The organism is Pseudomonas duriflava (genome assembly GCF_007830155.1).
In the GTDB taxonomy this organism is placed as follows: domain Bacteria; phylum Pseudomonadota; class Gammaproteobacteria; order Pseudomonadales; family Pseudomonadaceae; genus Chryseomonas; species Chryseomonas duriflava.
Map to the genome: position 1 here is coordinate 60,033 of NZ_VLKY01000002.1, position 21,051 is coordinate 81,083.

Genomic DNA, 21,051 nt, shown 5'->3' on the forward strand with positions numbered 1-21,051 from the left:
GACCCGGGCTCAGGTGGCTCGCGTCAGGCGCGTCAACAGCCGATCCAGCGCATTGGCAAAGGCTTGCTTTTCACGCTCGCCATAGGGCGGCTGACCGCCGCCCATTTGGCCCTGGTCACGCAGGTCGGTGAGCAGGTTACGTACAGCTAGACGCTCTCCCATGTTGCGGGAGTCGAACTCACGCCCCCGGGGATCAAGGGCATCAACACTCTTCTTGACCAACCGATCAGCCAGGGGGACATCACTGCAAATGACCAGGTCACCCGGCTCGGCCTGTTCGACTAGATAGTCGTCAGCCGCATCCATGCCGCTTTCGACCACGATCAACCGTACGCACGCAAGTGCCGGTTTGACCTGGGGCTGTCCTGCCACCATTACCACCTCAAGCTTGCGTTTCAGCGCAAATTTGAATACCAACTCTTTTGCCGCACGCGGACAAGCGTCCGCGTCGATCCAGATCCGCATGCTTACCTCTTATAGCCCGCTGACAGGCTTGTTCTGCCCTATGGCCGCCTCACGACCACGTTCGGCGCGGCGGCTCCTGGTATAGAGTAGCGCAATGGCTGCCAGGGCGATGGCCTGGGCCGTCAGGGTATAGGCATCCGCATGGATACCGAGCCAGTCGAAATCAAAGAACGGCACCGGGCGCGTACCAAGCACACCCGCTTCCTGCAAGGCCGCCACGCCATGGCCAGCGAACACAACGGACAACACGCACAGCAGGATTGCGTTGGCGCTGAAAAACAGCCCCAGGGGAAGGCGCATCGAGCCACGTAGGATGATCCAGGCCAGACCGATTAACAGGACAACTGCTGTCGCCGCACCGCCCAGCACGGCCGTATGCCCTACCGGGCCCGCCTGCAGCCAAAGGGTTTCGTAGAACAGAATGACTTCAAACAGCTCGCGATAGACCGAGAAGAACGCCAGCACGGCAAAGCCGAAACGGCCACCGCCTCCCACCAGGCTGCTCGTGACGTAGTCCTGCCAGGCTGCCGCGTTACGGCGATCATGCATCCATACGCCTACCCAAAGCAGGACCACACTGGCAAACAGGCCGGTTATGCCTTCCATCAGCTCACGCTGGGCACCGCTGATATCGAGCACATACGCCGCTACAGCCCACGTCGCCACACCGGCCAGCATGGCCAGCCCCCAGCCAATATTCACGCTGCGGATAGCCGATGCCTGACCCGTCTTGCGCAGGAAAGCCAGAATGGCAGCCAGCACGAGGATAGCTTCGAGCCCTTCACGCACCAGAATCAGCAGGCTGGCGAAAAAGCTGAGGGACGTGGACATGCCGCCGCCCTGAAGGAGCTCACCGGCAGCCGACAGCTTGGCTTTGGCGGTTTCCAGCTTGGCCTGGGCATCGTCAGCCGAGAGGCCGTCCTGCAGGGACTGCCGGTAGGCCATCAGGGCCTTTTCAGTGCTCTTGCGCAGATCACTGTCGAGGTTATCAAGCGCGCTTTCGACCAGCTCGAAACCTTCAAGGTAGGCGGCAACGGACAGGTCATAGGCCTGTTCATGCTGGCCTTCCCGGTATACCGCCAGGCTTTTTTCGAGGGTTGTCCGCGTGTAATCGATCAACTGCGCCGGCCCCCGCTGAGCCACGGGCGGCTTGGCCCGCTGGGCACGAAACGCTGCGGCGGCTTGATCACCCTGCGTTGCTGCCACATCAGCCGGCGTTTGACCGGCTAGCTGGGACAGGTCGAAACGGGAGGCACCTGTCTGAGCCGGGTCGGCGCTAAAACTGGCGATATAAGCTGCCACGTCCCAGCGCTCGCGCTCGTCGAGCTGGCCGGCAAACGCTGGCATGTCTGTTCCGTCTACTCCCAAGGTCAGGGTGTTGTACAGATCGTACAGGCTCAAATGGTCCATGCGTGCCGGATCACGCAGGTCGCCAGGCGGCGGTTCCAGACCAATACCGGCAGGGCCGTCTCCAGCACCGGCATTGCCATGGCAGACACTGCATTGCTGCGCATAAAGCGGCGCGCCGCGAACTGGATCGGGGGTGATGGCAGGCGTCCGGGCAACATGGTAGACCTGAGCCAGACGGGCCGAGAGCGCACTCGCCTCCTGAGCAACAGCGGCGCCCTCCGCCTTTTGCATGACGACCTGTTCCAGACGAACCATGCTTTGCTGAAGTGCTGCCTTTTCAGGATGATCAGGCAGACCATCGACCAAGACCGTTACCGTGTGCAAGAGATCCAGCTGGTCGCGGTATTCCGGCTCCTTGACCACCGTACCGGCCTGCACCGTGGCAGGATAACCGGCGCTTAGATAGCCCAGCACGTGCAAGGCGCGGGCGGCCTCCTCCTCAGTCTCGGCCCGTGCGGTCAGACTGAGCAACAAGAGCAGGGGCAAGCCCAAAAAGGCTAATCGGCGGTACAGCTTGAACATAAGGGCTTCCAAACAGGAACAGATGGCATCTGCCATAGTGTTCTACTTGTAAATATTTGTTACAAGTATTGTGTTTGGATTAGGTGCAGATTTTACAGGGGCCTGCCGATTTAGCCTCGAAAAACTGCCCCCCCAGCGTGGCAAGGTGCCCTATCGCTTAAACAACTGCCCGGCGAACCGTGGCTAGCAAGGCGGCGGCACCAATGAACAGGCTGGCAAAGACTCGATTGGTGATCCGCTGCTGGCGCGCCGTTCGCAGCAGGCGCAGCACCCGGGCTGCCAGCCCGGTATATCCCGCCATTACGATCAGGTCGACCGTGACCATGGTCGCGCCAATGATCAGGTATTGCGTGAGTAAGGGTTTTTGCGGGTCTACGAACTGCGGTAGCACTGCCAGCATAAAGACAACGGCCTTGGGGTTACTGGCATTCACGAGAAAACCACGGACGACCAACGCCAGCGGCCGGGTCACTGCCTGCCCGGACGCGGCAGTCAGGTCCATGGGCGGCGCCTGCCACTGTCGAATCGCCAGATAAACCAGATACGCCACGCCAAACCACTTAATCAGCGTAAAGGCCAGTTGTGACGTCGCCAGCAGAGCCCCAACGCCTGCCGCCACGATAGCGATCTGCAAGGCCAACCCTACCTGCAGGCCAATGGCGTTCCAGTAGCCATGCCAGAACCCGTGCCGCAGCCCCGCGGCCATCGACGCGATGGCTCCGGCACCTGGAGAAAGACTGATGACCCAGCAGGCCAGCAAAAAAGCCAGCCATGTGTGCAATGCCATAATGAGCTCCTACCGTTAACGGTCCAGGAAGGTAAACGGGACATCCGTTCCGCGCCAACGCCGCACGGCTTTCTGAAAAAACAGCGAATTGGGAATCTGCAGAAGCGGCGCTTCTTCGATATTGACCCCTTCAGTCATGTCTTCCAGCGTGGTGTACAGCATATTAATGGCCACCACCCGGCCTTTTACGCCCGGCTTATCCGCCGACTCAATCACTTCGACACGATCCCCCAGCCGGAACGGCCCAAGGGTAAAGATCAGCACGGCGCAGAACAGGTTCGACAGTACGCTCCAGATGGCAAAGAACGCCACCGCAGCCACGGCAACGAAACCGGACAGCGCCGCCCAGAGAACCGAGCCGGACACGCCAAAGCGCTCCAGGACCATAAGCACCGCGCTGCCCATGATCAGCCAGCGCAACAGGCCCCGTATGACCAGGACGAACTGCGGCGGCAGATGATAGCGCTCACCGATACGGGTAATGGTACGCGCGACGAAACGTTGCAGGATAAACCCTGCCAATAAAATCGCCAGGACCTGCAGCCCCAGCAGAACGCTGCGCTCCCAGCCCTCGGGAATCAGGTTATATAACGACTCGATCACGAAGCATTCTCCAGCTCCAGTTGCAGACTTTCCAAGCGCTCCAAGGCTTCCAGCCAACTTTCCTCCAGCTCGCTTTCACGGCTTTTCAGCTGTGCCTGCTCTGCCAGCGCCAGCCGTAGCTCTTCCTTGCGAGATGCCTCGTAAAGACCGCTGTCCCCTAGCCGTGTTTCCAGTGCCGCCAGCTTTTCCTGAACTTTGCCCAACTCTTTTTCCAGCTTTTCGGCCTCACGCTTGAGCGGGGCCAACTGCTGACGAAGAGCGGCAGCTGCCTGACGCTGGGCGCGCTTGTCGACCTTATCGGTCAATTCTTCCCCTGTGGTGATTGGTTGCTGCCGGGCACGGTAATCCACCAGCCAGCGGGCATAATCGTCGAGGTCGCCGTCAAAACTTTGCACGCGGCCCTCGGCCACCAACAGAAACTCGTCCGTGGTGCTTTTGAGCAGGTGGCGGTCGTGGGAAACGACCAGCACGGCGCCAGAAAATTCCTGCAAGGCCATGGTCAGGGCCAGGCGCATGTCCAGGTCGAGGTGGTTGGTTGGTTCGTCAAGCAGCAACAGATTAGGCTTTTGCCAGGCGATCAGGGCCAGGGCCAAACGGGCCTTCTCTCCGCCGGAGAAATTCAGCACTGCCTCATCGCAGCGGTTGCCACGGAAGTCGAAGCCACCCAGAAAATCGCGCAACGTTTGCTCACGTTCACCCGGAGCAATACGCTGCAGGTGCAACAGCGGGCTGGCCTTGGGGTCAAGCGAGTCCAGCTGATGCTGGGCGAAATAGCCGATAGCCAGGTTCTCACCACAGATCAGCCGACCGCCTAGCGGTTGCAACTCACCGGCAAGCGTCTTGATCAGCGTGGACTTACCCGCCCCGTTGGGGCCGAGCAGGCCAATACGGGCGCCGGGTGCCAATTGCAATTTGACCGGGTGCAGAATGGTCTTGTCACCATAGCCGAGGCGACCCTCGCTCAAGTCCAGAAGCGGATTGGACAATTTGTCCGATTCGCGAAAGCGAAAATCGAAAGGCGAGTCCACATGGGCTGGGGCCAGCTCTTCGAGCCGTTCCAGTGCCTTGATCCGGCTCTGGGCCTGGCGGGCCTTGGTGGCCTGCGCCTTGAAGCGGGCAATGAATTTTTCCATATGGGCGCGCTGCGCCTGCTGCTTCTCGTAGGCTTGCTGCTGCTGCGCCAGCCGCTCGGCGCGAGTGCGTTCAAAACTGGAATAACCGCCGCGATAGAGCGTTAGCTTTTGCTGCTCAAGATGGATGACATGATCGACTACCGTATCGAGGAAGTCCCGGTCGTGGGAAATCAGCAGCAAGGTGCCTGGATAACTTTTGAGCCAGTCCTCCAGCCAGAGGATGGCGTCGAGATCCAGGTGGTTGGTTGGTTCGTCGAGCAGCAACAGGTCGGATGGGCACATGAGCGCCTGCGCCAGATTCAGGCGCATCCGCCAGCCACCGGAGAAGTCGCCTACCCGGCGCTCCATCTGCTCGGACGTAAAGCCCAGCCCGGCGAGCAGTTTGCGGGCTCGCGCATCGGCGGTGTAACCGTCGGCCGTTTCCAGTTCGGCATGGAGGCGCGCCAGGGCATTACCGTCCTGTGCGGCCTCGGCATCCACCAGACCAGCCTGGACAGCACGCAGGTGTACGTCGCCGTCAAGAACATAGTCCACGGCGAGACGGTCAAGCGTGTCGATCTCCTGACGCATATGGGCGATGCGCCAGGAAGCAGGTAGATGGCAATCGCCGGCATCAGGTGTGAGATGCCCGCGCAGCAAGGCAAACAGGCTGGACTTGCCTGCGCCGTTGGCGCCGATAAGGCCGACATTCTGGCCTGGATGCACGGTCAGTTCAGCATCTTCAAGCAAGCGCTGGGGGCCACGTTGTAGCGTAAGGTTAGATATTCGAATCATGGCGGAGAATGTGGAGCCTATACCCGGAAGGCGAAATCAGGCAGGAGTGCCTGACTGGAAACGGGCCAGTAAAAGAGGTTTCGTGCCGGCTGGCAAGTGCGATAGATGCATGGCGGGCGTTCTCCTGTCAGGATAGACCGTTCCGTGACCATGAGTAACATGATGACTGAAGCCTTATGGCCGTTTGCGCTGGCCGTCTATACCCAGCCTGGCGTTACCGATGCCTGCCTTCGCCTGCAGGCGGCAGGTGCCGATGTCTGCCTGCTACTGACGGCCGCCTGGCTGGACCGCCAAGGCATTCAACTGACGCCTGAACGCCAGCGCGTTCTGGAATCGCTTGCCGCTCCGTGGCGCACCCAGGTTATCGAGCCCCTGCGGCGTGTAAGAACCGACTGGCGCGCCGCCGCTCAAAGCGATCCGGCCCTGACCGCCCTGCGTGAGCGGCTGAAACATCTGGAAGTGGACGCCGAACGTGAACTGCTCGCTCGCCTGGAGCAAGCCAGTGTAGGCTGGCCGGCAGATGGCCAACCGCTTTCGACAGGCTGGCTGGCTGCATTGTCAGGCCATGCTGGCTGGACCGAACCGCAGGCTTTGGCCCAGCTTGCACAGGCAGCTATCGACTGATGAGGATCATGTAAATGTTGCGCCTTTCCCTGTTAAGCCTTTGCCTTGCCTTGCCCTTTGCCGTTCAGGCGCAGGAAAAGGTCAAGGACGAACTGGCCTATAGCCTGGGCACCGAGATTGGCGCCCGGCTGAAGACTGAACTGCCGGACCTTAAAGCCGAAGATCTGCTCCGCGGACTGCGGGATGCCTATAACGGCGAGCCGTTGGCCCTGGACAAGAAGCGGATCGATGAACTTGTCGCCCAGCACAACGAAACCGTCATCCTGGAAAGCGAGGAGGCCGATGCTCAACAGGCCAAGGCCGCCGAGGCGCGCTTTCTGGTCAATGAAAAGACGCGTTACGGTGTGAAGGAGCTGGACGGCGGCGTGCTGGTCAGTGTTATCCACCCAGGAACCGGCCCGCTGCCAAAACCCGGGGGCGATGTTCAGGTTCGTTATGTTGGCAAGCTGCCTGACGACAGCGTTTTCGATGAGCAACAGACGCCGCAGTGGTTCAAGCTGTCCAGCGTTATCCCTGGCTGGCAGACCGCACTCGTACACATGCCGGTCGGTTCGACCTGGCGCATCGTGGTGCCTTCTGCCCAAGCGTATGGGGATGAAGGTGCTGGCGACCTGATTCCGCCGTATGCGCCACTGGTATTCGAGGTCACGCTGGACGCTGTGCGCTAAACATCACCGGCCTACGTTCGATAAATTGAACGAATCGGCGGCCTCATAGGGTTTTTGTCAAATATTGATAACACCCCTACCTTGGTTTAGGGTGGCTGACAGCTTTGCGGATGCGCCAGGCTTTACGGCCACCGCCTCTTCTACCTATTGAGAGGAAACCAGCATGAGCACGCCGACCCGCGCCGAGTGGGAGCAACGCTTCCAAAGTCTGACCATTGAAGGCCGCGCCTTCATCCAGGGTGAATACTGCGATGCCGCTTCCGGCGAGACCTTTGACTGCATCAGTCCGGTCGATGGTCGTTTCCTGACCAAGGTTGCCAGCTGTGATACTGCCGATGCCGACCGCGCCGTCGCCAGCGCTCGCGCTACGTTCGAATCCGGGGTCTGGTCGCGCCTGGCACCCGTCAAGCGCAAGGCCATTATTATCCGCTTCGCCGACCTGCTCGAGCAGAATGCCGCCGAGCTGGGTCTCCTGGAAACGCTGGACATGGGCAAGCCCATCAGCGATTCGTACCATATTGATATTCCTCTCTCGGCTCGCGCCCTGCGCTGGAGCGGCGAGGCTATCGATAAGATCTACGACGAAGTAGCCGCCACCGCGCATGACGAGCTGGGCCTTGTGACCCGAGAGCCGGTAGGCGTCGTTGCCGCTATCGTGCCGTGGAATTTTCCGCTGATGATGGCCTGCTGGAAGCTCGGCCCAGCCTTGGCGACCGGCAACTCGGTTGTGCTCAAGCCCTCCGAGAAGTCCCCGCTTACCGCTATCCGTATTGCCCAACTGGCTATCGAGGCCGGTATTCCACCGGGTGTGCTTAACGTGCTGCCGGGCTTTGGACATACCGTGGGCAAGGCGCTGGGCCTGCATATGGATGTGGACACCATCGTCTTTACCGGCTCGACCCGTACCGCCAAGCAGCTGATGATTTATGCCGGTGAGTCCAACATGAAGCGCGTCTGGCTGGAAGCTGGCGGCAAGAGCCCGAACATTGTGTTTGCCGATGCGCCAGATCTGAAAGAAGCAGCCAAGGCAGCGGCCAGTGGTATTGCCTTCAACCAGGGAGAAGTCTGCACGGCGGGCTCGCGTCTGCTGGTTGAGCGTTCAATCAAGGATCAGTTCCTGCCACTGGTAATCGAGGCGCTGAAAACCTGGAAGCCCGGCCACCCGCTGGACCCGGAAACCAATGTAGGCGCCCTGGTAGACACACAGCAGCTCAATACCGTGCTGGGCTACATCGAAGCCGGACATGCTGATGGCGCTCAGCTGGTTGCCGGTGGCAAGCGGACGCTGGAAGAGACCGGCGGCGTATATGTGGAGCCGACCATTTTCGATGGTGTCTCCAATGCCATGAAGATTGCTCAGGAAGAAATCTTCGGCCCGGTGCTATCGGTCATTACGTTCGATACGCCCGAGGAGGCTATCAAGATCGCCAACGATACCCAATATGGGCTGGCAGCCGCAGTTTGGACGCGTGACATTTCCAAGGCGCATCTCACCGCCAAGGCCCTGCGTGCCGGTAGCGTATGGATTAACCAGTACGATGGCGGCGACATGACGGCGCCCTTCGGCGGCTTCAAACAGTCGGGCAACGGACGGGACAAGTCTTTGCACGCCTTTGACAAGTACACCGAAATCAAAGCCACCTGGATCAAACTGTAAGCCTTGATCCAACGGCAGCAGTGCGCTGCGTTTAGTCCTCGAATGCACTAAGCGCAGCGTAGTACGTCGCCTCAGACGGTACGATCAGGCGGATTTCAGCCCCGATGTGCTGCACCGTTCACGCTTCTGACCAACGGTTTGAGCAAAATCATTTCTGGCCTGTCATTAGCGACAGCGCGTACTATGCGCGCCGTTCAAATCCCCTTGATGAGCAGGACATGAAGATGAGCGACATTACCTTGGGTCAGCCTGCCCTGGTAGGGGTAGGCCATGAGTATGGCGACCGGTCTGCCGGCCAGGCTTTCCGTGCATCGGTCGACGAACAGCGCAAGCGTGTGACAAGTCAGGTACAACGAATCAACGATCAGTTTTGGGAAGTATGGCCGGACGGCCGTCGCAAGCTGCTGAATCGCTGATCAGGTAGATATAAAAACGCCGTGTCAGGGCAACCCGGCACGGCGTTTTGCTTTTTAAGCGCCACCTTACCCGCGGTAATAGCGCTGCGGCACGAACGGCATCCTGGCCACCTTCACGGCAACCGGCTTGTTACGCACCATGGCAAACAGGCTTGTGTCCAACGCCGCATAGGCGCTATCCACATACCCCATTGCCACCGGCGCCCCCAAGCTCGGGCCGAACCCGCCGCTCGTGACACGACCAATCACCGCACCCTGGGCATCCACCAGCTCCGCGCCCTCGCGGACCGGCACACGCTCCTGCACAAGAAGCCCAACACGCTGGCGCGCCACGCCTTCACGCTGCTGGGTAAAGATACGCTCGGCGCCCGGAAAGCCGCCGGCCCGGCCATTACCCTCACGGCGGACCCTCGACACGGCCCACACTAGGCTGGCTTCAACAGGCGTGGTTCCCGTATCCATATCATGCCAATACAGGCACAACCCGGCCTCCAGACGCAGGGAGTCCCGTGCGCCCAGGCCGATCGGCTGTACGTCCGGCTCGGCCAGCAGAGCCCGGGCCAGCTTTTCAGCTCCTTCGGCCGGTACGGAAATCTCGAAACCGTCCTCGCCGGTATAACCGCTGCGGCTGACAATACAGGGATAACCGAGCACGTTAATCCGGCGGACCTGCATGAAGGTCATTTCAGCAACTTCCGGGGCCAGACGTGTAAGTACGTTTACCGCGGAAGGCCCTTGCAGGGCCAGCAGGCCGCGCTCGAACTGCGGATTCACCTGGCAGCGGTCGCCGATGTACTGCTCTAAGTGCGCCAAATCCTGCGTCTTGCACGCGGCGTTGACCACCAGGTAAAGGCAGTCACCCAGATTGGCAACCATCAGGTCGTCCAGGATGCCGCCGTTTTCATTGGTGAACAGTGCATAACGCTGCATGCCGGTAGGCAAGTCGATGATATCGACCGGAACCAGGGTTTCCAGCGCTTCGGCAGCCGCCTCCCCTTCGAGCAGGATCTGCCCCATGTGGGACACGTCAAATAGGCCGGCCTGAGCACGGGTGTGCTGGTGCTCCTTGAGCACGCCGAGGGGGTATTGCACAGGCATGTCATACCCGGCAAACGGCACCATGCGCGCACCTAGTTCAAGGTGCAGGGCATGGAGCGGGGTCTTGAGCAATGATTCGGTCATGGGGACTCCTTCATGAGTCGTGCAGTCGCGTCCAACGCGAAGGAATACGGTAACGGCAATAGACGGGTACCGCGTTGCTCCACCCATCCTACGAGATGACAGAAACAGGATGGGTCAGCCAAAGGCGTAACCCATCGCCGTCACTACTAATCAGGCGTCCTGATACGCCTCGATCGGCGGGCAGGAGCAGACCAGGTTACGGTCGCCGTATACGTTGTCGATACGCGCCACCGGCGGGAAGTACTTGCCATCCACCAGCGACGGCAGCGGGTATACCGCCTGTTCGCGGCTATAGGGATGAGTCCATTCGCCGGTCAGCTCGCGGGCTGTGTGCGGAGCGTTGTTGAGCGGGTTATCGTTGGCATCCAACGTACCTGTTTCAATGGCACGAATTTCCTCACGAATCGCGATCATGGCATCGCAGAAGCGATCCAGCTCGGCCTTGGACTCGCTCTCGGTCGGCTCGATCATCAGCGTGCCGGCCACCGGGAAGGACATGGTTGGCGCATGGAAGCCAAAGTCGATCAACCGCTTGGCCACGTCGTCCACAGTCACGCCACTGGTTTCCTTGAGCGGGCGCAGGTCGAGAATGCATTCATGAGCGACCAGACCACCCTCGCCCGAATACAGCACCGGGTAATGGGTCTCCAGGCGGCGGGCGATGTAATTGGCGTTCAGAATGGCAATCTGCGATGCGCGGGTCAGCCCCTCGCCGCCCATCATCTTCATGTACATCCAGGAGATCGGCAGAATACTCGCGCTGCCATAGGGCGCTGCCGACACCGCACCTTCCTTGCGCTCAAGCCCGGCATGCCCCGGCATGAACGGCGCCAGATGGGACTTCACACCAATCGGACCCACACCCGGACCGCCACCGCCGTGCGGGATGCAGAACGTCTTGTGCAGGTTCAGGTGAGACACATCGCCGCCAAACTTGCCCGGTGCGCACAGGCCCACCATGGCGTTCATATTGGCCCCGTCGATGTAGACCTGACCACCGTGCTCGTGAACGATGTTGCAGATCTCGCGGATCGCCTCTTCGAACACACCGTGAGTCGAAGGATAGGTAATCATCAGCGCAGCCAGATGGGCAGCGTGCTGCTGGGCCTTGGCGCGCAGGTCGCCTACATCCACGTTGCCGCGGCTGTCACAGGCCACCACCACCACGCGCATCCCGGCCATCGAGGCGGTTGCCGGATTGGTGCCGTGGGCAGACGACGGGATCAGGCAGATATCACGCTGAGTATCGCCACGGCTCTCATGGTAGGCACGAATCGCCAGCAGGCCGGCATATTCGCCCTGGGAGCCTGCGTTGGGCTGCAGGGAGATAGCATCGTAGCCCGTAGCCGCGCACAGCATCTGCTCCAACTCGGCCGTCATCTCGGCATAGCCTTCCGCCTGATCAGCAGGCGCAAACGGATGCAGGTTGCCGAACTCGGCCCAGGTCACCGGGATCATCTCGCTGGCAGCGTTGAGTTTCATGGTGCAGGAGCCCAGCGGGATCATGGTGCGGTCCAGCGCCAGGTCCTTGTCTGCCAGTTTGCGCAAGTAGCGCATCAGCTCAGTTTCAGAGCGGTATTGAGAAAAGACCGGATGGATCAGGAACGGTGACTGGCGGCGCAACGCCTCAGGAAGATGCTCCTCAGCCTGAGCTAACAGGCTGTCCAGGGACGGTATTGGCTGTCCACTGCTGAAAACGTTCAGCAGTGCCATCACGTCATCTACCGTGGTGGTTTCATCCAGCGAAACGCCCAGGTCGGTGTCGCGGATTACGCGCAGGTTAAACCCCTTGGCGCGAGCGGCTTCATGAATCGCATGGGTCTTTTCGCCAAACACCAGCGTCAGGGTGTCAAAGAACGTTTCCTGGGTACGATGCCCCATGGCGCGTAGACCGGTGGCAAGCAACGCGGTCAAACGATGCACGCGGGTAGCGATGTGCTTGAGGCCTTCCGGACCGTGGTAGACCGCATACATACTGGCGATGTTGGCCAGCAGGACTTGTGCAGTGCAGATATTGCTCGTCGCCTTCTCGCGGCGGATATGCTGCTCACGGGTCTGTAGCGCCAACCGGTAGGCTGGATTGCCGTGACGGTCGATGGACACCCCCACCACACGGCCGGGCATGTCGCGCTTGTACTTGTCCTGGGTAGCGAAATACGCCGCGTGCGGGCCGCCAAAACCAAGCGGTACGCCAAAGCGCTGGGCCGTGCCGATCGCTACGTCCGCGCCCAGCTCACCGGGCGGCGTCAGCAGCGTCAGGGCCAGCAAATCGGCTGCCATGGCTACCAGTGCGCCAGCGTTATGGAATGCCTCGATCACGTTGCGGTAATCGCGGATTTCACCGGTAGTCATCGGATACTGGAACAGTGCGCCAAAGAAGCGGTTGTGATCACCAATATCCGTCTCCACACCAACAACCACTTCGATACCCAGCGGCTCAGCACGTGTGCGAATCACATCGATTGTCTGCGGATGGCAATGCAGCGAAACAAAGAACGCCTCGGCCTTGCTCTTGGACAGACGGCGGCAAAAGGTCATCGCTTCGGCAGCGGCAGTGGCTTCGTCCAGCAAGGAGGCGTTGGCTACCGGCAGACCGGTCAGATCACCGATCAAGGTCTGGAAATTCAATAGCGCTTCCAGTCGACCCTGGGAGATTTCCGGCTGATAGGGTGTATAGGCGGTATACCAGGCTGGGTTTTCCAGCAGATTACGCAGAATCGGTGCCGGAGTATGGCAGTTGTAGTAACCCTGCCCGATAAAGGATTTGAACAGCTTGTTTTTTCTGGCAATGCCGCGCAGCTCGGCCAGGGCATCAGCCTCGGACAACCCTTTGGGCAGGTCCAGTACGCTGGTGCCCTTGATGCTGTCCGGGATGACCTTGGCAGTCATTGCCTCCAGGGAGTCGTAGCCCAACAGGTCGAGCATGGACACGATATCCAGATCACGCGGGCCGATATGGCGTGGAATGAATTCATCAGCGGTGCTGAGTGAGTCGCGAAAATCGGTCATGGTCACTTCCTCAGGCCTTGATGAATGTAGCGTAGTCGTTTTCGCTGAGCAGCGTACCGAGTGCTTCCGGATCGGCAGGACGCATACGAAAAAACCAGCCGGCGCCGAGAGGTGCCTGATTGACCTTTTCAGGCGCATCGCTGAGCGCTTCATTGATTTCCAAGATCTCGCCACTGATCGGCATGGCAATGTTACTGGCTGCCTTTACCGACTCCAGTACGGCAACCTCTTCGCCTGCAGCGTAGGCACGCAGTTCCGGCAGTTGCACGAAGACCAGGTCACCCAACGCATCCTGGGCATAGTCCGTAATGCCCACGGTAACGATGCCATCGGCTTCCAGACGCAGCCATTCGTGTTCTTCGGTAAAGCGCATAACCATTGCAGACTCCTGAATAAAAGGCAGCCCATACAGGCGGCAGCTCTCCAGCCTTTAGCAAACAGGGTGCCAAGGAGAGAGTGCGCTACAGAGCCCGGAAACTCAGGACATCGCTTTTAGCGAACACGATAAGGCGTAACGATATCGCTACAGATCATGCTGACAAATTAGTCCCGATGCTAAAAAAGACTCATCAATAGTACGCTCACCTGCCCGTATCGATTTCAATACACCGGAATGAAATCATTACAAAAGCAAGAGCTTATCAAACCCAATCCACCCGGCTAGTGCTTTACCTTTGCAACAACACGAATCAGAAGCACTCATCCCGATTCGATCATGTCGCGGATTCGCATAGCCAAGGCTTCGATAGGAAACGGCTTGGTAATCATCGCCATACCGGGTTCTAGAAATCCATTGGCGATTACAGCATTCTCTGCATAGCCAGTCATAAACAGTACCTTGAGATCGGGCCGCGACTGTCGGGCCTGCTCGACCATTAGCCGGCCGTTGAGTCCGGGCAGCCCGACATCCGTCACAAGCAGGTCGATGGATAAATCGGACCGAAGGATTTCCAGTCCGGTGGGTCCATCTGCTGCCTCCAGCGCCCGATAACCCAATTCGCCAAGTACTTCGATAACCAATCCGCGTACGGCGTGTTCGTCTTCTACAACGAGCACAACCTCATCCGTACCAGCATGTGACCTCATCCTTTCAAGTGCCGGGCTATCCTGAACGGGGGTGGCCTCACCGTAGTAGCGCGGCAGGTAAAGTTTTACGGTCGTGCCCTTATCGACTTCCGAATAAATCTTGGCGGCGCCCTCCGATTGACGTGTGAAGCCATACACCATGGAAAGCCCTAGCCCGGTGCCCTCCCCAAGCGGTTTGGTTGTGAAAAACGGATCGAATGCCTTGGCGATGATCTCCGGCGTCATGCCAACCCCGGTATCGGTCACGCTAACGCAAACATACTGACCGGGTCGAATGTCCTGATTACGAGCCGAGTAGGCTTCGTCCAAGCTGGTATTGCACGTCTCAATAATGAGAGTACCGCCATTGGGCATGGCGGTACGGGCATTAATGGCTAGATTCAAAATCGCGTTTTCGAGCTGATGCGGATCACAAAGCGTGAGCCAAAGGCCGCCAGCACGCACGATTTCGAGCTTGACCGCCTCTCCCATGGTGCGATGAAGCAGCTCGTCCATACCCATCACGAGGGTATTCACATCTACAACCTTGGGATCTAACGGCTGGCGACGAGAAAAAGCCAGTAGCCGATGCGTCAAGGCGGCGGCGCGATTGGCTGACGACAGGGCCGTATTGGCGAATCGCTCAATGTCATTCAGCTTACCCTGCTGGACACGCATACGCATAAGCTCGAGCGATCCGATGATGCCGGTCAACAGATTATTGAAATCATGGGCGATACCGCCTGTAAGCTGACCGACCGCCTCCATTTTCTGTGCTTGCCGGAGCTGCTCCTGGGCACGCGTCAACTCTTGGGCAGAAGCCTTTTCCGCCTCGACATCCCGTCCAACAGCGTGAATAAATTGGTCGTCCGGCACCGCTGTCCACGACAGCCAGCGGTAGCTACCATTTTTGTGCCGATAACGATTTTCGAAGCGCAGCGTCGTATAGCCCTGCGCCAGCTTATCCACTTCACTAAGGGTGCCGGAAATATCGTCCGGATGAACAAAGTCCAGCAGCACTTGGCCAAGCAGTTCTTCCTCACGCCATCCCAGCAGCGTTTGCCAAGCCGGGTTAGCCGCTGTGATGGTCCCGTCGAAACGAGCTACCAGCATGACATCCGTGGTGAGTCGCCACATCCGATCAAGGTCGGCTGTACGCTCGGCAACACGCTGCTCCAGCGTCTCGGTGAGCCGACGGGAGGCTTCCTCGGCCAGCGTGCGATCATGAATGTCGTGGTTGTTGCCCAGCCAGCCTGTAACTGTGCCCGTCTCGTCGTGCAGAGGTTGAGCCCGGATATGGAACCAGCGGTAGCTTCCATCGTGACGGCGAAACCGACTTTCCACCTCGTAGAAAATGCCTCGTGTACGGACATCAAGCCATATGCGCTGCAATTCATCGATATCATCGGGATGGACCGCATCGGCCCAGCCTGACGGCAAGGCCTTTTCCGGCGTCTGTCCCGTGTAGTCATACCAGTAGCGGTTCAGATAACTCAGGGAACCATCGGGATTACCAAACCAGATGATGCCAGGCGACAAATCAGTCAAACTGCGGACAAGCGCTTCGCTTTCCTCCGCACGCCGCTCAATTCGCTGCTGCTGAGAAAGATCGCGGGCAATAGCGGCGATTGCGCTGATGTCACCGGTATCGTTACGAACCGTGAACACTGAATAATGCACCGGAACAGGTTGTCCACTACGTCGGTCAAGAAAGCGGAATTCGCCTGTCCATTTTCCGCCCTGCTGAACGGCCGGTAGAATGACGGACTCAACGTATGGACGATCCTCAGGCATAAAATAATCGAGGATTCGGGTATTCCGCACAGCATCCATGCTGTCCAGGCCCACCAGACGTCGCCCAGCTTCGTTCACGAAACTGGGATGACCATCCGGTGAGGCGATACCGATAAAATCAGCAGACTGCTGGATCAGCATCACAGCGAGTTGCCAGTCCTGCCGGGCCTGTACGCGCTCGCTCATGTCGACCACCGTACAGAGAGCACCCTGAACGTTGCCATTCTGGAGGATTGCCTGGGCACGGTATTCGACGGGAATACAGGAACCGTCTCGCCGGCAGAAGACGCCATCCAGTACTTGCTCTGCCGTCCCGTGTTCCATAACGCGATAGATGGGGCTTCCTGCCATCTGGTCCATTGAGGTTCCGCAGGTCGGCTCGATCAAATCCTCCAGCCGCTGCCCAATAAGCTCTGCCTCGTCACGACCGCCAAATAGCGTGACAAAAGCCGTATTGCACAAGGTAACGATGCCGTGCCGGTCGACGGAATAGAATCCCTCCGACATCGAGTCCAGCAATAAACGGTAGTTGCTCCGGCTCGCCTGCAATTCCAGTACTGTTTGGCGCTGCTCCGTACGGTCCCGCAGGATTTTGATAAAACCGGTCACCTCACCGGTAGCCTGCACGAGCGGCATCATCTCGCCGCTTGCCCAGAACCGCTCGCCTGTTTTCCGCATGTGCCAGCGCTCGTCGGCACTTCGCCCTTGGTTCAGGGCCGTCTCGGCTTCCTGCAGCGGAATCCCAAGGGCTCGATCGGATGGCGTAAAGATCTGGTCTGCGGTATGCCCCAGCATTTCCTCCCTGGACCATCCCAGAACCCGCGAGGCACCTTCGTTCCATTCAATGACGTTGCGCTGCAGATCGGTACAGAAGATGGCGTAGTCGACCGCACTGTCGAGCATCTTTTGGCTGTTTGAACTCTCAAGAGGGCTTTCTCTCTGAGCGGCCAGACGGTATAGCTCCAACTGTGCCATGGCCCCGCGGGCCATTTCTTGAAGCAGCCATCGTTCAGTCGTGCCAAATGCGCGTGGCGTATCACCCAAGAGAGCAAGTACACCGACAGGCGTACCGTCTGCTGTTTTGAGCGCCGTACCAGCGTAGAAAAGGATACCGGCCCTGGATAAGGCAGGATTGGCCTTTGTATTCGTAATGACGCACAGCTCGGGCTCATGCAAGGTAGCGCGATATAACGCCGCGGCCTCGGGTGAAGGCTCCTGACCGGCCAATACGCACCAGTCCTCCGCCACGCTCAAACAAATTGTCGCCTGCGCCGGAGCGAAGGCCTGCTGCGCCCGCTCGACAATAGCCTCCAGCTCGGCAAGACACGACCTGCCCTCTAAGCCATAGTGTTCACGTACGCGCTGATGCGCGATTCTGGACGAGTCATTGGTACCTGGCATCATGAGGGTCATGTACAGCCGATTCATGTGATGTAAAGGAGCGACTTGGCGACATGCGACGGAAAATGGTGCTGCGGAGGCGACGCATGAAGGCTCGTGTGTAATAGACAGGCAGATGCGCCATGAATTCGCAACAGCAGGAACAGCCGCCGAAACGACAGCCTAAGGGAGTGTCAGACCTTGCCGGGAATGCCGTACTTGCGCAGACGATGAGCAATGGCAGTATGAGACGTTTGGAGCCGTGCAGCCAGTTGGCGACTCGACGGATAATGCGGGTAAAGTTTTTCCAATAGGGCCCGTTCGAACGTCGAAACAGCCTCGTCCAGGCTGCCTACCTCGCCATCAGCCTGCCGGGCCACCTCGGTCTCGGCGATGTCTAGATCGCCAATATCGACCACGGTACTGTCGCTGATGGCGGCAGCGCGGAAAATGACGTTCTGCAGTTGCCGGACGTTACCCGGCCAGCGATTACCCAGCAGCGCCGGATACGTCCCAGGGGCCAAACGGCAAGGTGGCCGCTGAATCTGGGCACAGGCCTGCTGCATGAAATGCCGGGCCAGTAGCAGAATGTCCTGCCCACGCTCTCGCAGCGGAGGAACCTCAAGGGTCAACACATTCAGCCGGTAGAACAAATCTTCTCGAAAAGCGCCCTCGGCTACCCTTTTTTCCAGGTTGCGATGTGTGGCACTAAGGATGCGAACATTCACCTTCACCTCGCGCTCGCCGCCAACCCGGCGGAAAGTACCGTCCGAGAGAAAGCGCAGCAGCTTGGCCTGCAAGTAAGGTGACATCTCGCCGATTTCGTCCAGGAACACAGTGCCCTTGTCTGCCAGCTCCAAAAGGCCCGGCTTACCGCCCCGCTGCGCGCCCGTAAATGCCCCAGGGGCATAGCCGAACAGCTCACTTTCCGCGAGGCTTTCCGGCAGAGCGGCGCAGTTCAGCGCCAGGAATGGCTCGCCATGCCGCGGGCTGGCCGCATGACAGGCGCGGGCGACCAGCTCCTTGCCCGTCCCTGTCTCGCCCTGGATCAGCAAAGGAGCATCCAGGGCAGCAATACGCTGGGCGCGGGCCTTGAGCGTACGAATCGGCGTCGAGTCGCCCAACAGCGCTTCAAAGCTGTCGGCAGGATCATGCCGCAAGGCCGACAGGCTCGCGCCGATCCGGCTAGGGGCATAGAGCGTCAGCAGACCACCGGCAAGCCGCTGCGTACGGTCGCCTGCCGGCTCGCTGATCGGCGCAGCATCAAGCAGGAGTGCCTGGCCCTGCAGGGTCACTTCACGCATGGGAATACGGAAACCCTGCCGGAGTAACTCTTCTTGCAGAACGGCGTCGCCAAACAGTTCGGCCAGCGTAGCCTCCTGCGGCGCGAACGAATCACCCGCCAAAGCAGCGAATGCAGGATTTGCCAACAGAATACGGCCCTCGCTGTCTACTGCCAGAACGGGATCGGCCATGGCGGCCAGCAGCGCATCCAGATGAAGCGTCCGCCGCTGGCCCGGCAGGATATCAACTACCCGTACCGCCTGAACGCCGTGCACGGTCAGCAGAGCACCTCGGAGTTCTTCCAGGACTTCGGCGCTCAAGGTTGGCGCATCGATATACACATTGGGAGGCACCATCTCCACCGCGTCCAGGTTGAGATTGCGTGCGCCCAACAACGCCAGCACCTCCTGGGTAATGCCGACACGGTCGATAAAGGTGACATGGATTCGCATGAACGAGGAAGATCTATGCAGAAGCGGATGGAAGAAACCATGCCTATGCTACCGGATGCGCTCGATACGCGCAGGTAATCCTTACCATCCGGTCAGCGCTCCGGTGAATCGCTTTCATGCAGTAGAATACCAACGGCTCATATGCTCGAGCCGTCGAGCGAGAACTCTATGAACTCCGAAGATTATTTTAAACTCGATCAACAGCTCTGTTTTGCTCTTTACTCCACTTCGCTAGCCATGACCAAGGTATACAAGCCTCTGCTGGACGCCGTGGGGCTGACCTTTCCGCAATACCTTATGATGCTAGTGCTCTGGGAAAACGACGGCCTGCCGCTTAAGGAGCTGGCCCGCCGCCTGCATCAGGATTCAGGCGCACTGACGCCCGTGGTGAAACGGCTCGAAGCCGAAGGCTATGTGACCCGCCGCCGTAGTACTGAAGACGAGCGCAACCTGTCCATTGAACTGACGCCAGCCGGCCGGGATCTACGGGCCAAGGCCCAAGAGATCAACGGCTCGGTCCGGCTCGCCTGTGCCATGAACGACGAGGACATGAGCCAATTGCGCGCTAGTTTGATTGCATTACGTAAGTCACTGGACGCCTAGGGCACCGAAGCGTCTATGGGCGGCTGGGCCGATAAGGTCTGTCGTGCGATTCTTGCCGAGGCATGCACTACGTGTACGCGCAGTGCATGCCGCTATCGTGGTTCTCAGCCTCGTCCCGCTACGCCTGCATCGCGTCGCGGATATCCTTCGCCAGTTCACGCACGCGCGCTTCCTGGGTATCCCACGAACACATGAAACGGGCGCCGCCGCTACCGATAAAGGTATAGAAACGCCAGCCCCGTAAGCGCAGCCGCTCCAGCGCCGGCTCGGACAGTTGCAGAAATACCGAGTTGGCCTGCACCGGAAACATCAAATGCACATCAGGTATATCGCGCACCAGGTCGACCAAGAGCTGAGCGCAGCGGTTGGCGTGCTGGGCGTAACGCAACCATGCGTCACTTTCCAGAATGCCCACCCACGGCGCAGACAGGAAACGCATCTTTGAAGCAAGCTGCCCAGCCTGCTTGCAGCGGTATTCAAAATCTTCTGCCAGGTCGCGGTTGAAGAAGAGAATCGCCTCGCCTACCGCCATGCCATTCTTCGTGCCGCCAAAGCACAGCACGTCTACTCCGGCCTTCCACGTCAGCTCGGCCGGGCTGCACCCAAGACCTGCTACGGCATTGGAGAAGCGCGAGCCGTCCATGTGCAACCGAAGATTGAGTTCACGGCAGGTTTCAGCCAATGCACTGAGTTCGTCCAGGCTATACAGCGTGCCTACTTCGGTTACCTGGGTAATGCTGACTGCCCGCGGCTTTGGATAATGAATGTCCTTACGCTTGGTAGCCACTTGCCGGATGGCATCCGGCGTCAGCTTGCCCTGAGTGGTCGGAGCCAGCAGCAGCTTAGAGCCGTTGGAAAAGAACTCTGGAGCACCACACTCGTCAGTTTCGACGTGAGCCGTCTCAGCACAAATCACGCTGTGGTAGGACTGGCACAGCGCCGCCAGGGCCAGCGAGTTGGCAGCAGTGCCGTTAAAGGCGAAAAATACTTCGCAATCGGTCTCGAACAATTCGCGGAAACGGTCGGCAGCGCGGGCTGTCCAGGTATCGTTGCCGTAAGCGACCTCATGCCCCTGGTTGGCTTCGGCCATGGCCGCCCATGCCTCGGGGCAAATCCCTGAATAGTTATCGCTGGCAAATTGCTGACTGGTGTCGTTCATCGATGATCCTTGAAGCCGCCAGCCCCTGCCAAGGCAGAGGTCCATCCCGGCGGTAAATACAAAA

The 21,051-nt window shown here is 59.3% G+C and carries 16 protein-coding genes; 5 read left to right on the plus strand and 11 right to left on the minus strand.

The window, feature by feature from the left end:
- Positions 1 to 9 precede the first annotated feature (9 nt).
- From IQ22_RS02720 to IQ22_RS02740, 5 genes are all read right to left on the minus strand, one after another.
- Positions 10 to 465: a YaiI/YqxD family protein gene (locus tag IQ22_RS02720; protein WP_145137743.1), complete on the minus strand. Its 456-nt coding sequence runs from the start codon at positions 463 to 465 to the stop codon at positions 10 to 12.
- Between the two features lie 9 nt (positions 466 to 474).
- Positions 475 to 2,397 carry an FTR1 family protein gene (locus tag IQ22_RS02725; protein WP_145137746.1) on the minus strand — a complete coding sequence of 641 codons (1,923 nt, stop codon included), beginning with the start codon at positions 2,395 to 2,397 and terminating at the stop codon, positions 475 to 477.
- 157 nt (positions 2,398 to 2,554) lie between these two features.
- The gene (gene rhtB / locus IQ22_RS02730; RefSeq protein WP_145137749.1) at positions 2,555 to 3,184 is read right to left on the minus strand and encodes a homoserine/homoserine lactone efflux protein; all 630 of its coding nucleotides are present in this window, start codon (positions 3,182 to 3,184) and stop codon (positions 2,555 to 2,557) included.
- A 15-nt stretch (positions 3,185 to 3,199) separates the two neighbouring features.
- Positions 3,200 to 3,784 (minus strand): mechanosensitive ion channel family protein, encoded by a 585-nt coding sequence (locus IQ22_RS02735; RefSeq protein ID WP_244308928.1) that lies wholly within the window; start codon positions 3,782 to 3,784, stop codon positions 3,200 to 3,202.
- The gene (locus IQ22_RS02740) at positions 3,784 to 5,694 is read right to left on the minus strand and encodes an ATP-binding cassette domain-containing protein (protein ID WP_145137755.1); all 1,911 of its coding nucleotides are present in this window, start codon (positions 5,692 to 5,694) and stop codon (positions 3,784 to 3,786) included. Before IQ22_RS02740 ends, IQ22_RS02735 begins: the two co-directional genes overlap by 1 nt.
- 150 nt (positions 5,695 to 5,844) lie before the next feature.
- Here IQ22_RS02740 and IQ22_RS02745 point away from each other — a divergent pair, with 150 nt between their 5' ends.
- The 4 genes from IQ22_RS02745 (at position 5,845) to IQ22_RS02760 (ending at position 9,059) form a co-directional block, all read left to right on the plus strand.
- Positions 5,845 to 6,318 carry a TIGR02444 family protein gene (locus IQ22_RS02745; protein WP_244308930.1) on the plus strand — a complete coding sequence of 158 codons (474 nt, stop codon included), beginning with the start codon at positions 5,845 to 5,847 and terminating at the stop codon, positions 6,316 to 6,318.
- A gap of 14 nt (positions 6,319 to 6,332) precedes the next feature.
- On the plus strand, positions 6,333 to 6,986 hold the full coding sequence (locus IQ22_RS02750; protein ID WP_145137758.1) for an FKBP-type peptidyl-prolyl cis-trans isomerase: 654 nt from the start codon (positions 6,333 to 6,335) through the stop codon (positions 6,984 to 6,986).
- Positions 6,987 to 7,149: 163 nt separating this feature from the next.
- Positions 7,150 to 8,643: an aldehyde dehydrogenase gene (locus tag IQ22_RS02755; RefSeq protein WP_145137761.1), complete on the plus strand. Its 1,494-nt coding sequence runs from the start codon at positions 7,150 to 7,152 to the stop codon at positions 8,641 to 8,643.
- 224 nt (positions 8,644 to 8,867) lie between these two features.
- Positions 8,868 to 9,059, plus strand: coding sequence for a hypothetical protein (locus IQ22_RS02760; RefSeq protein WP_145137764.1), 192 nt, complete (start codon positions 8,868 to 8,870; stop codon positions 9,057 to 9,059).
- Positions 9,060 to 9,125: 66 nt separating this feature from the next.
- Here IQ22_RS02760 and gcvT read toward each other — a convergent pair whose 3' ends face one another.
- The 5 genes from gcvT to IQ22_RS02785 form a co-directional block, all read right to left on the minus strand.
- On the minus strand, positions 9,126 to 10,241 hold the full coding sequence (gene gcvT / locus IQ22_RS02765; RefSeq protein ID WP_145137767.1) for a glycine cleavage system aminomethyltransferase GcvT: 1,116 nt from the start codon (positions 10,239 to 10,241) through the stop codon (positions 9,126 to 9,128).
- A gap of 150 nt (positions 10,242 to 10,391) precedes the next feature.
- Complete coding sequence (gene gcvP / locus IQ22_RS02770) at positions 10,392 to 13,250, minus strand: aminomethyl-transferring glycine dehydrogenase (RefSeq protein WP_145137770.1); 2,859 nt, start codon at positions 13,248 to 13,250, stop codon at positions 10,392 to 10,394.
- Between the two features lie 10 nt (positions 13,251 to 13,260).
- Positions 13,261 to 13,629: a glycine cleavage system protein GcvH gene (gene gcvH, locus IQ22_RS02775; RefSeq protein WP_145137773.1), complete on the minus strand. Its 369-nt coding sequence runs from the start codon at positions 13,627 to 13,629 to the stop codon at positions 13,261 to 13,263.
- 320 nt (positions 13,630 to 13,949) lie between these two features.
- A complete protein-coding gene (locus IQ22_RS02780) occupies positions 13,950 to 17,522 on the minus strand; it encodes a hybrid sensor histidine kinase/response regulator (protein ID WP_208733593.1) in 3,573 nt (1,190 codons plus the stop codon).
- A 161-nt stretch (positions 17,523 to 17,683) separates the two neighbouring features.
- Positions 17,684 to 19,225 carry a sigma-54-dependent transcriptional regulator gene (locus IQ22_RS02785; protein WP_145137776.1) on the minus strand — a complete coding sequence of 514 codons (1,542 nt, stop codon included), beginning with the start codon at positions 19,223 to 19,225 and terminating at the stop codon, positions 17,684 to 17,686.
- A 168-nt stretch (positions 19,226 to 19,393) separates the two neighbouring features.
- Between IQ22_RS02785 and IQ22_RS02790 the strand changes: the two genes are divergently transcribed.
- On the plus strand, positions 19,394 to 19,828 hold the full coding sequence (locus IQ22_RS02790) for a MarR family winged helix-turn-helix transcriptional regulator (protein ID WP_145137779.1): 435 nt from the start codon (positions 19,394 to 19,396) through the stop codon (positions 19,826 to 19,828).
- Between the two features lie 118 nt (positions 19,829 to 19,946).
- On the opposite strand, the gene IQ22_RS02795 is transcribed toward IQ22_RS02790, so the two are convergent.
- Positions 19,947 to 20,987 carry a threonine aldolase family protein gene (locus IQ22_RS02795; protein WP_145137782.1) on the minus strand — a complete coding sequence of 347 codons (1,041 nt, stop codon included), beginning with the start codon at positions 20,985 to 20,987 and terminating at the stop codon, positions 19,947 to 19,949.
- Positions 20,988 to 21,051 lie beyond the last annotated feature (64 nt).

Bases quoted from the DNA above. Each gene is read 5' to 3' on its own strand.
- IQ22_RS02720 (WP_145137743.1), bottom strand. From the start codon at position 465: ATGCGGATCTGGATCGACGCGGACGCTTGTCCGCGTGCGGCAAAAGAG.
- IQ22_RS02725 (WP_145137746.1), bottom strand. From the start codon at position 2,397: ATGTTCAAGCTGTACCGCCGATTAGCCTTTTTGGGCTTGCCCCTGCTC.
- rhtB (WP_145137749.1), bottom strand. From the start codon at position 3,184: ATGGCATTGCACACATGGCTGGCTTTTTTGCTGGCCTGCTGGGTCATC.
- IQ22_RS02740 (WP_145137755.1), bottom strand. From the start codon at position 5,694: ATGATTCGAATATCTAACCTTACGCTACAACGTGGCCCCCAGCGCTTG.
- IQ22_RS02745 (WP_244308930.1), top strand. From the start codon at position 5,845: ATGAGTAACATGATGACTGAAGCCTTATGGCCGTTTGCGCTGGCCGTC.
- IQ22_RS02750 (WP_145137758.1), top strand. From the start codon at position 6,333: ATGTTGCGCCTTTCCCTGTTAAGCCTTTGCCTTGCCTTGCCCTTTGCC.
- IQ22_RS02755 (WP_145137761.1), top strand. From the start codon at position 7,150: ATGAGCACGCCGACCCGCGCCGAGTGGGAGCAACGCTTCCAAAGTCTG.
- IQ22_RS02760 (WP_145137764.1), top strand. From the start codon at position 8,868: ATGAGCGACATTACCTTGGGTCAGCCTGCCCTGGTAGGGGTAGGCCAT.
- gcvT (WP_145137767.1), bottom strand. From the start codon at position 10,241: ATGACCGAATCATTGCTCAAGACCCCGCTCCATGCCCTGCACCTTGAA.
- gcvP (WP_145137770.1), bottom strand. From the start codon at position 13,250: ATGACCGATTTTCGCGACTCACTCAGCACCGCTGATGAATTCATTCCA.
- gcvH (WP_145137773.1), bottom strand. From the start codon at position 13,629: ATGGTTATGCGCTTTACCGAAGAACACGAATGGCTGCGTCTGGAAGCC.
- IQ22_RS02780 (WP_208733593.1), bottom strand. From the start codon at position 17,522: ATGACCCTCATGATGCCAGGTACCAATGACTCGTCCAGAATCGCGCAT.
- IQ22_RS02785 (WP_145137776.1), bottom strand. From the start codon at position 19,225: ATGCGAATCCATGTCACCTTTATCGACCGTGTCGGCATTACCCAGGAG.
- IQ22_RS02790 (WP_145137779.1), top strand. From the start codon at position 19,394: ATGAACTCCGAAGATTATTTTAAACTCGATCAACAGCTCTGTTTTGCT.
- IQ22_RS02795 (WP_145137782.1), bottom strand. From the start codon at position 20,987: ATGAACGACACCAGTCAGCAATTTGCCAGCGATAACTATTCAGGGATT.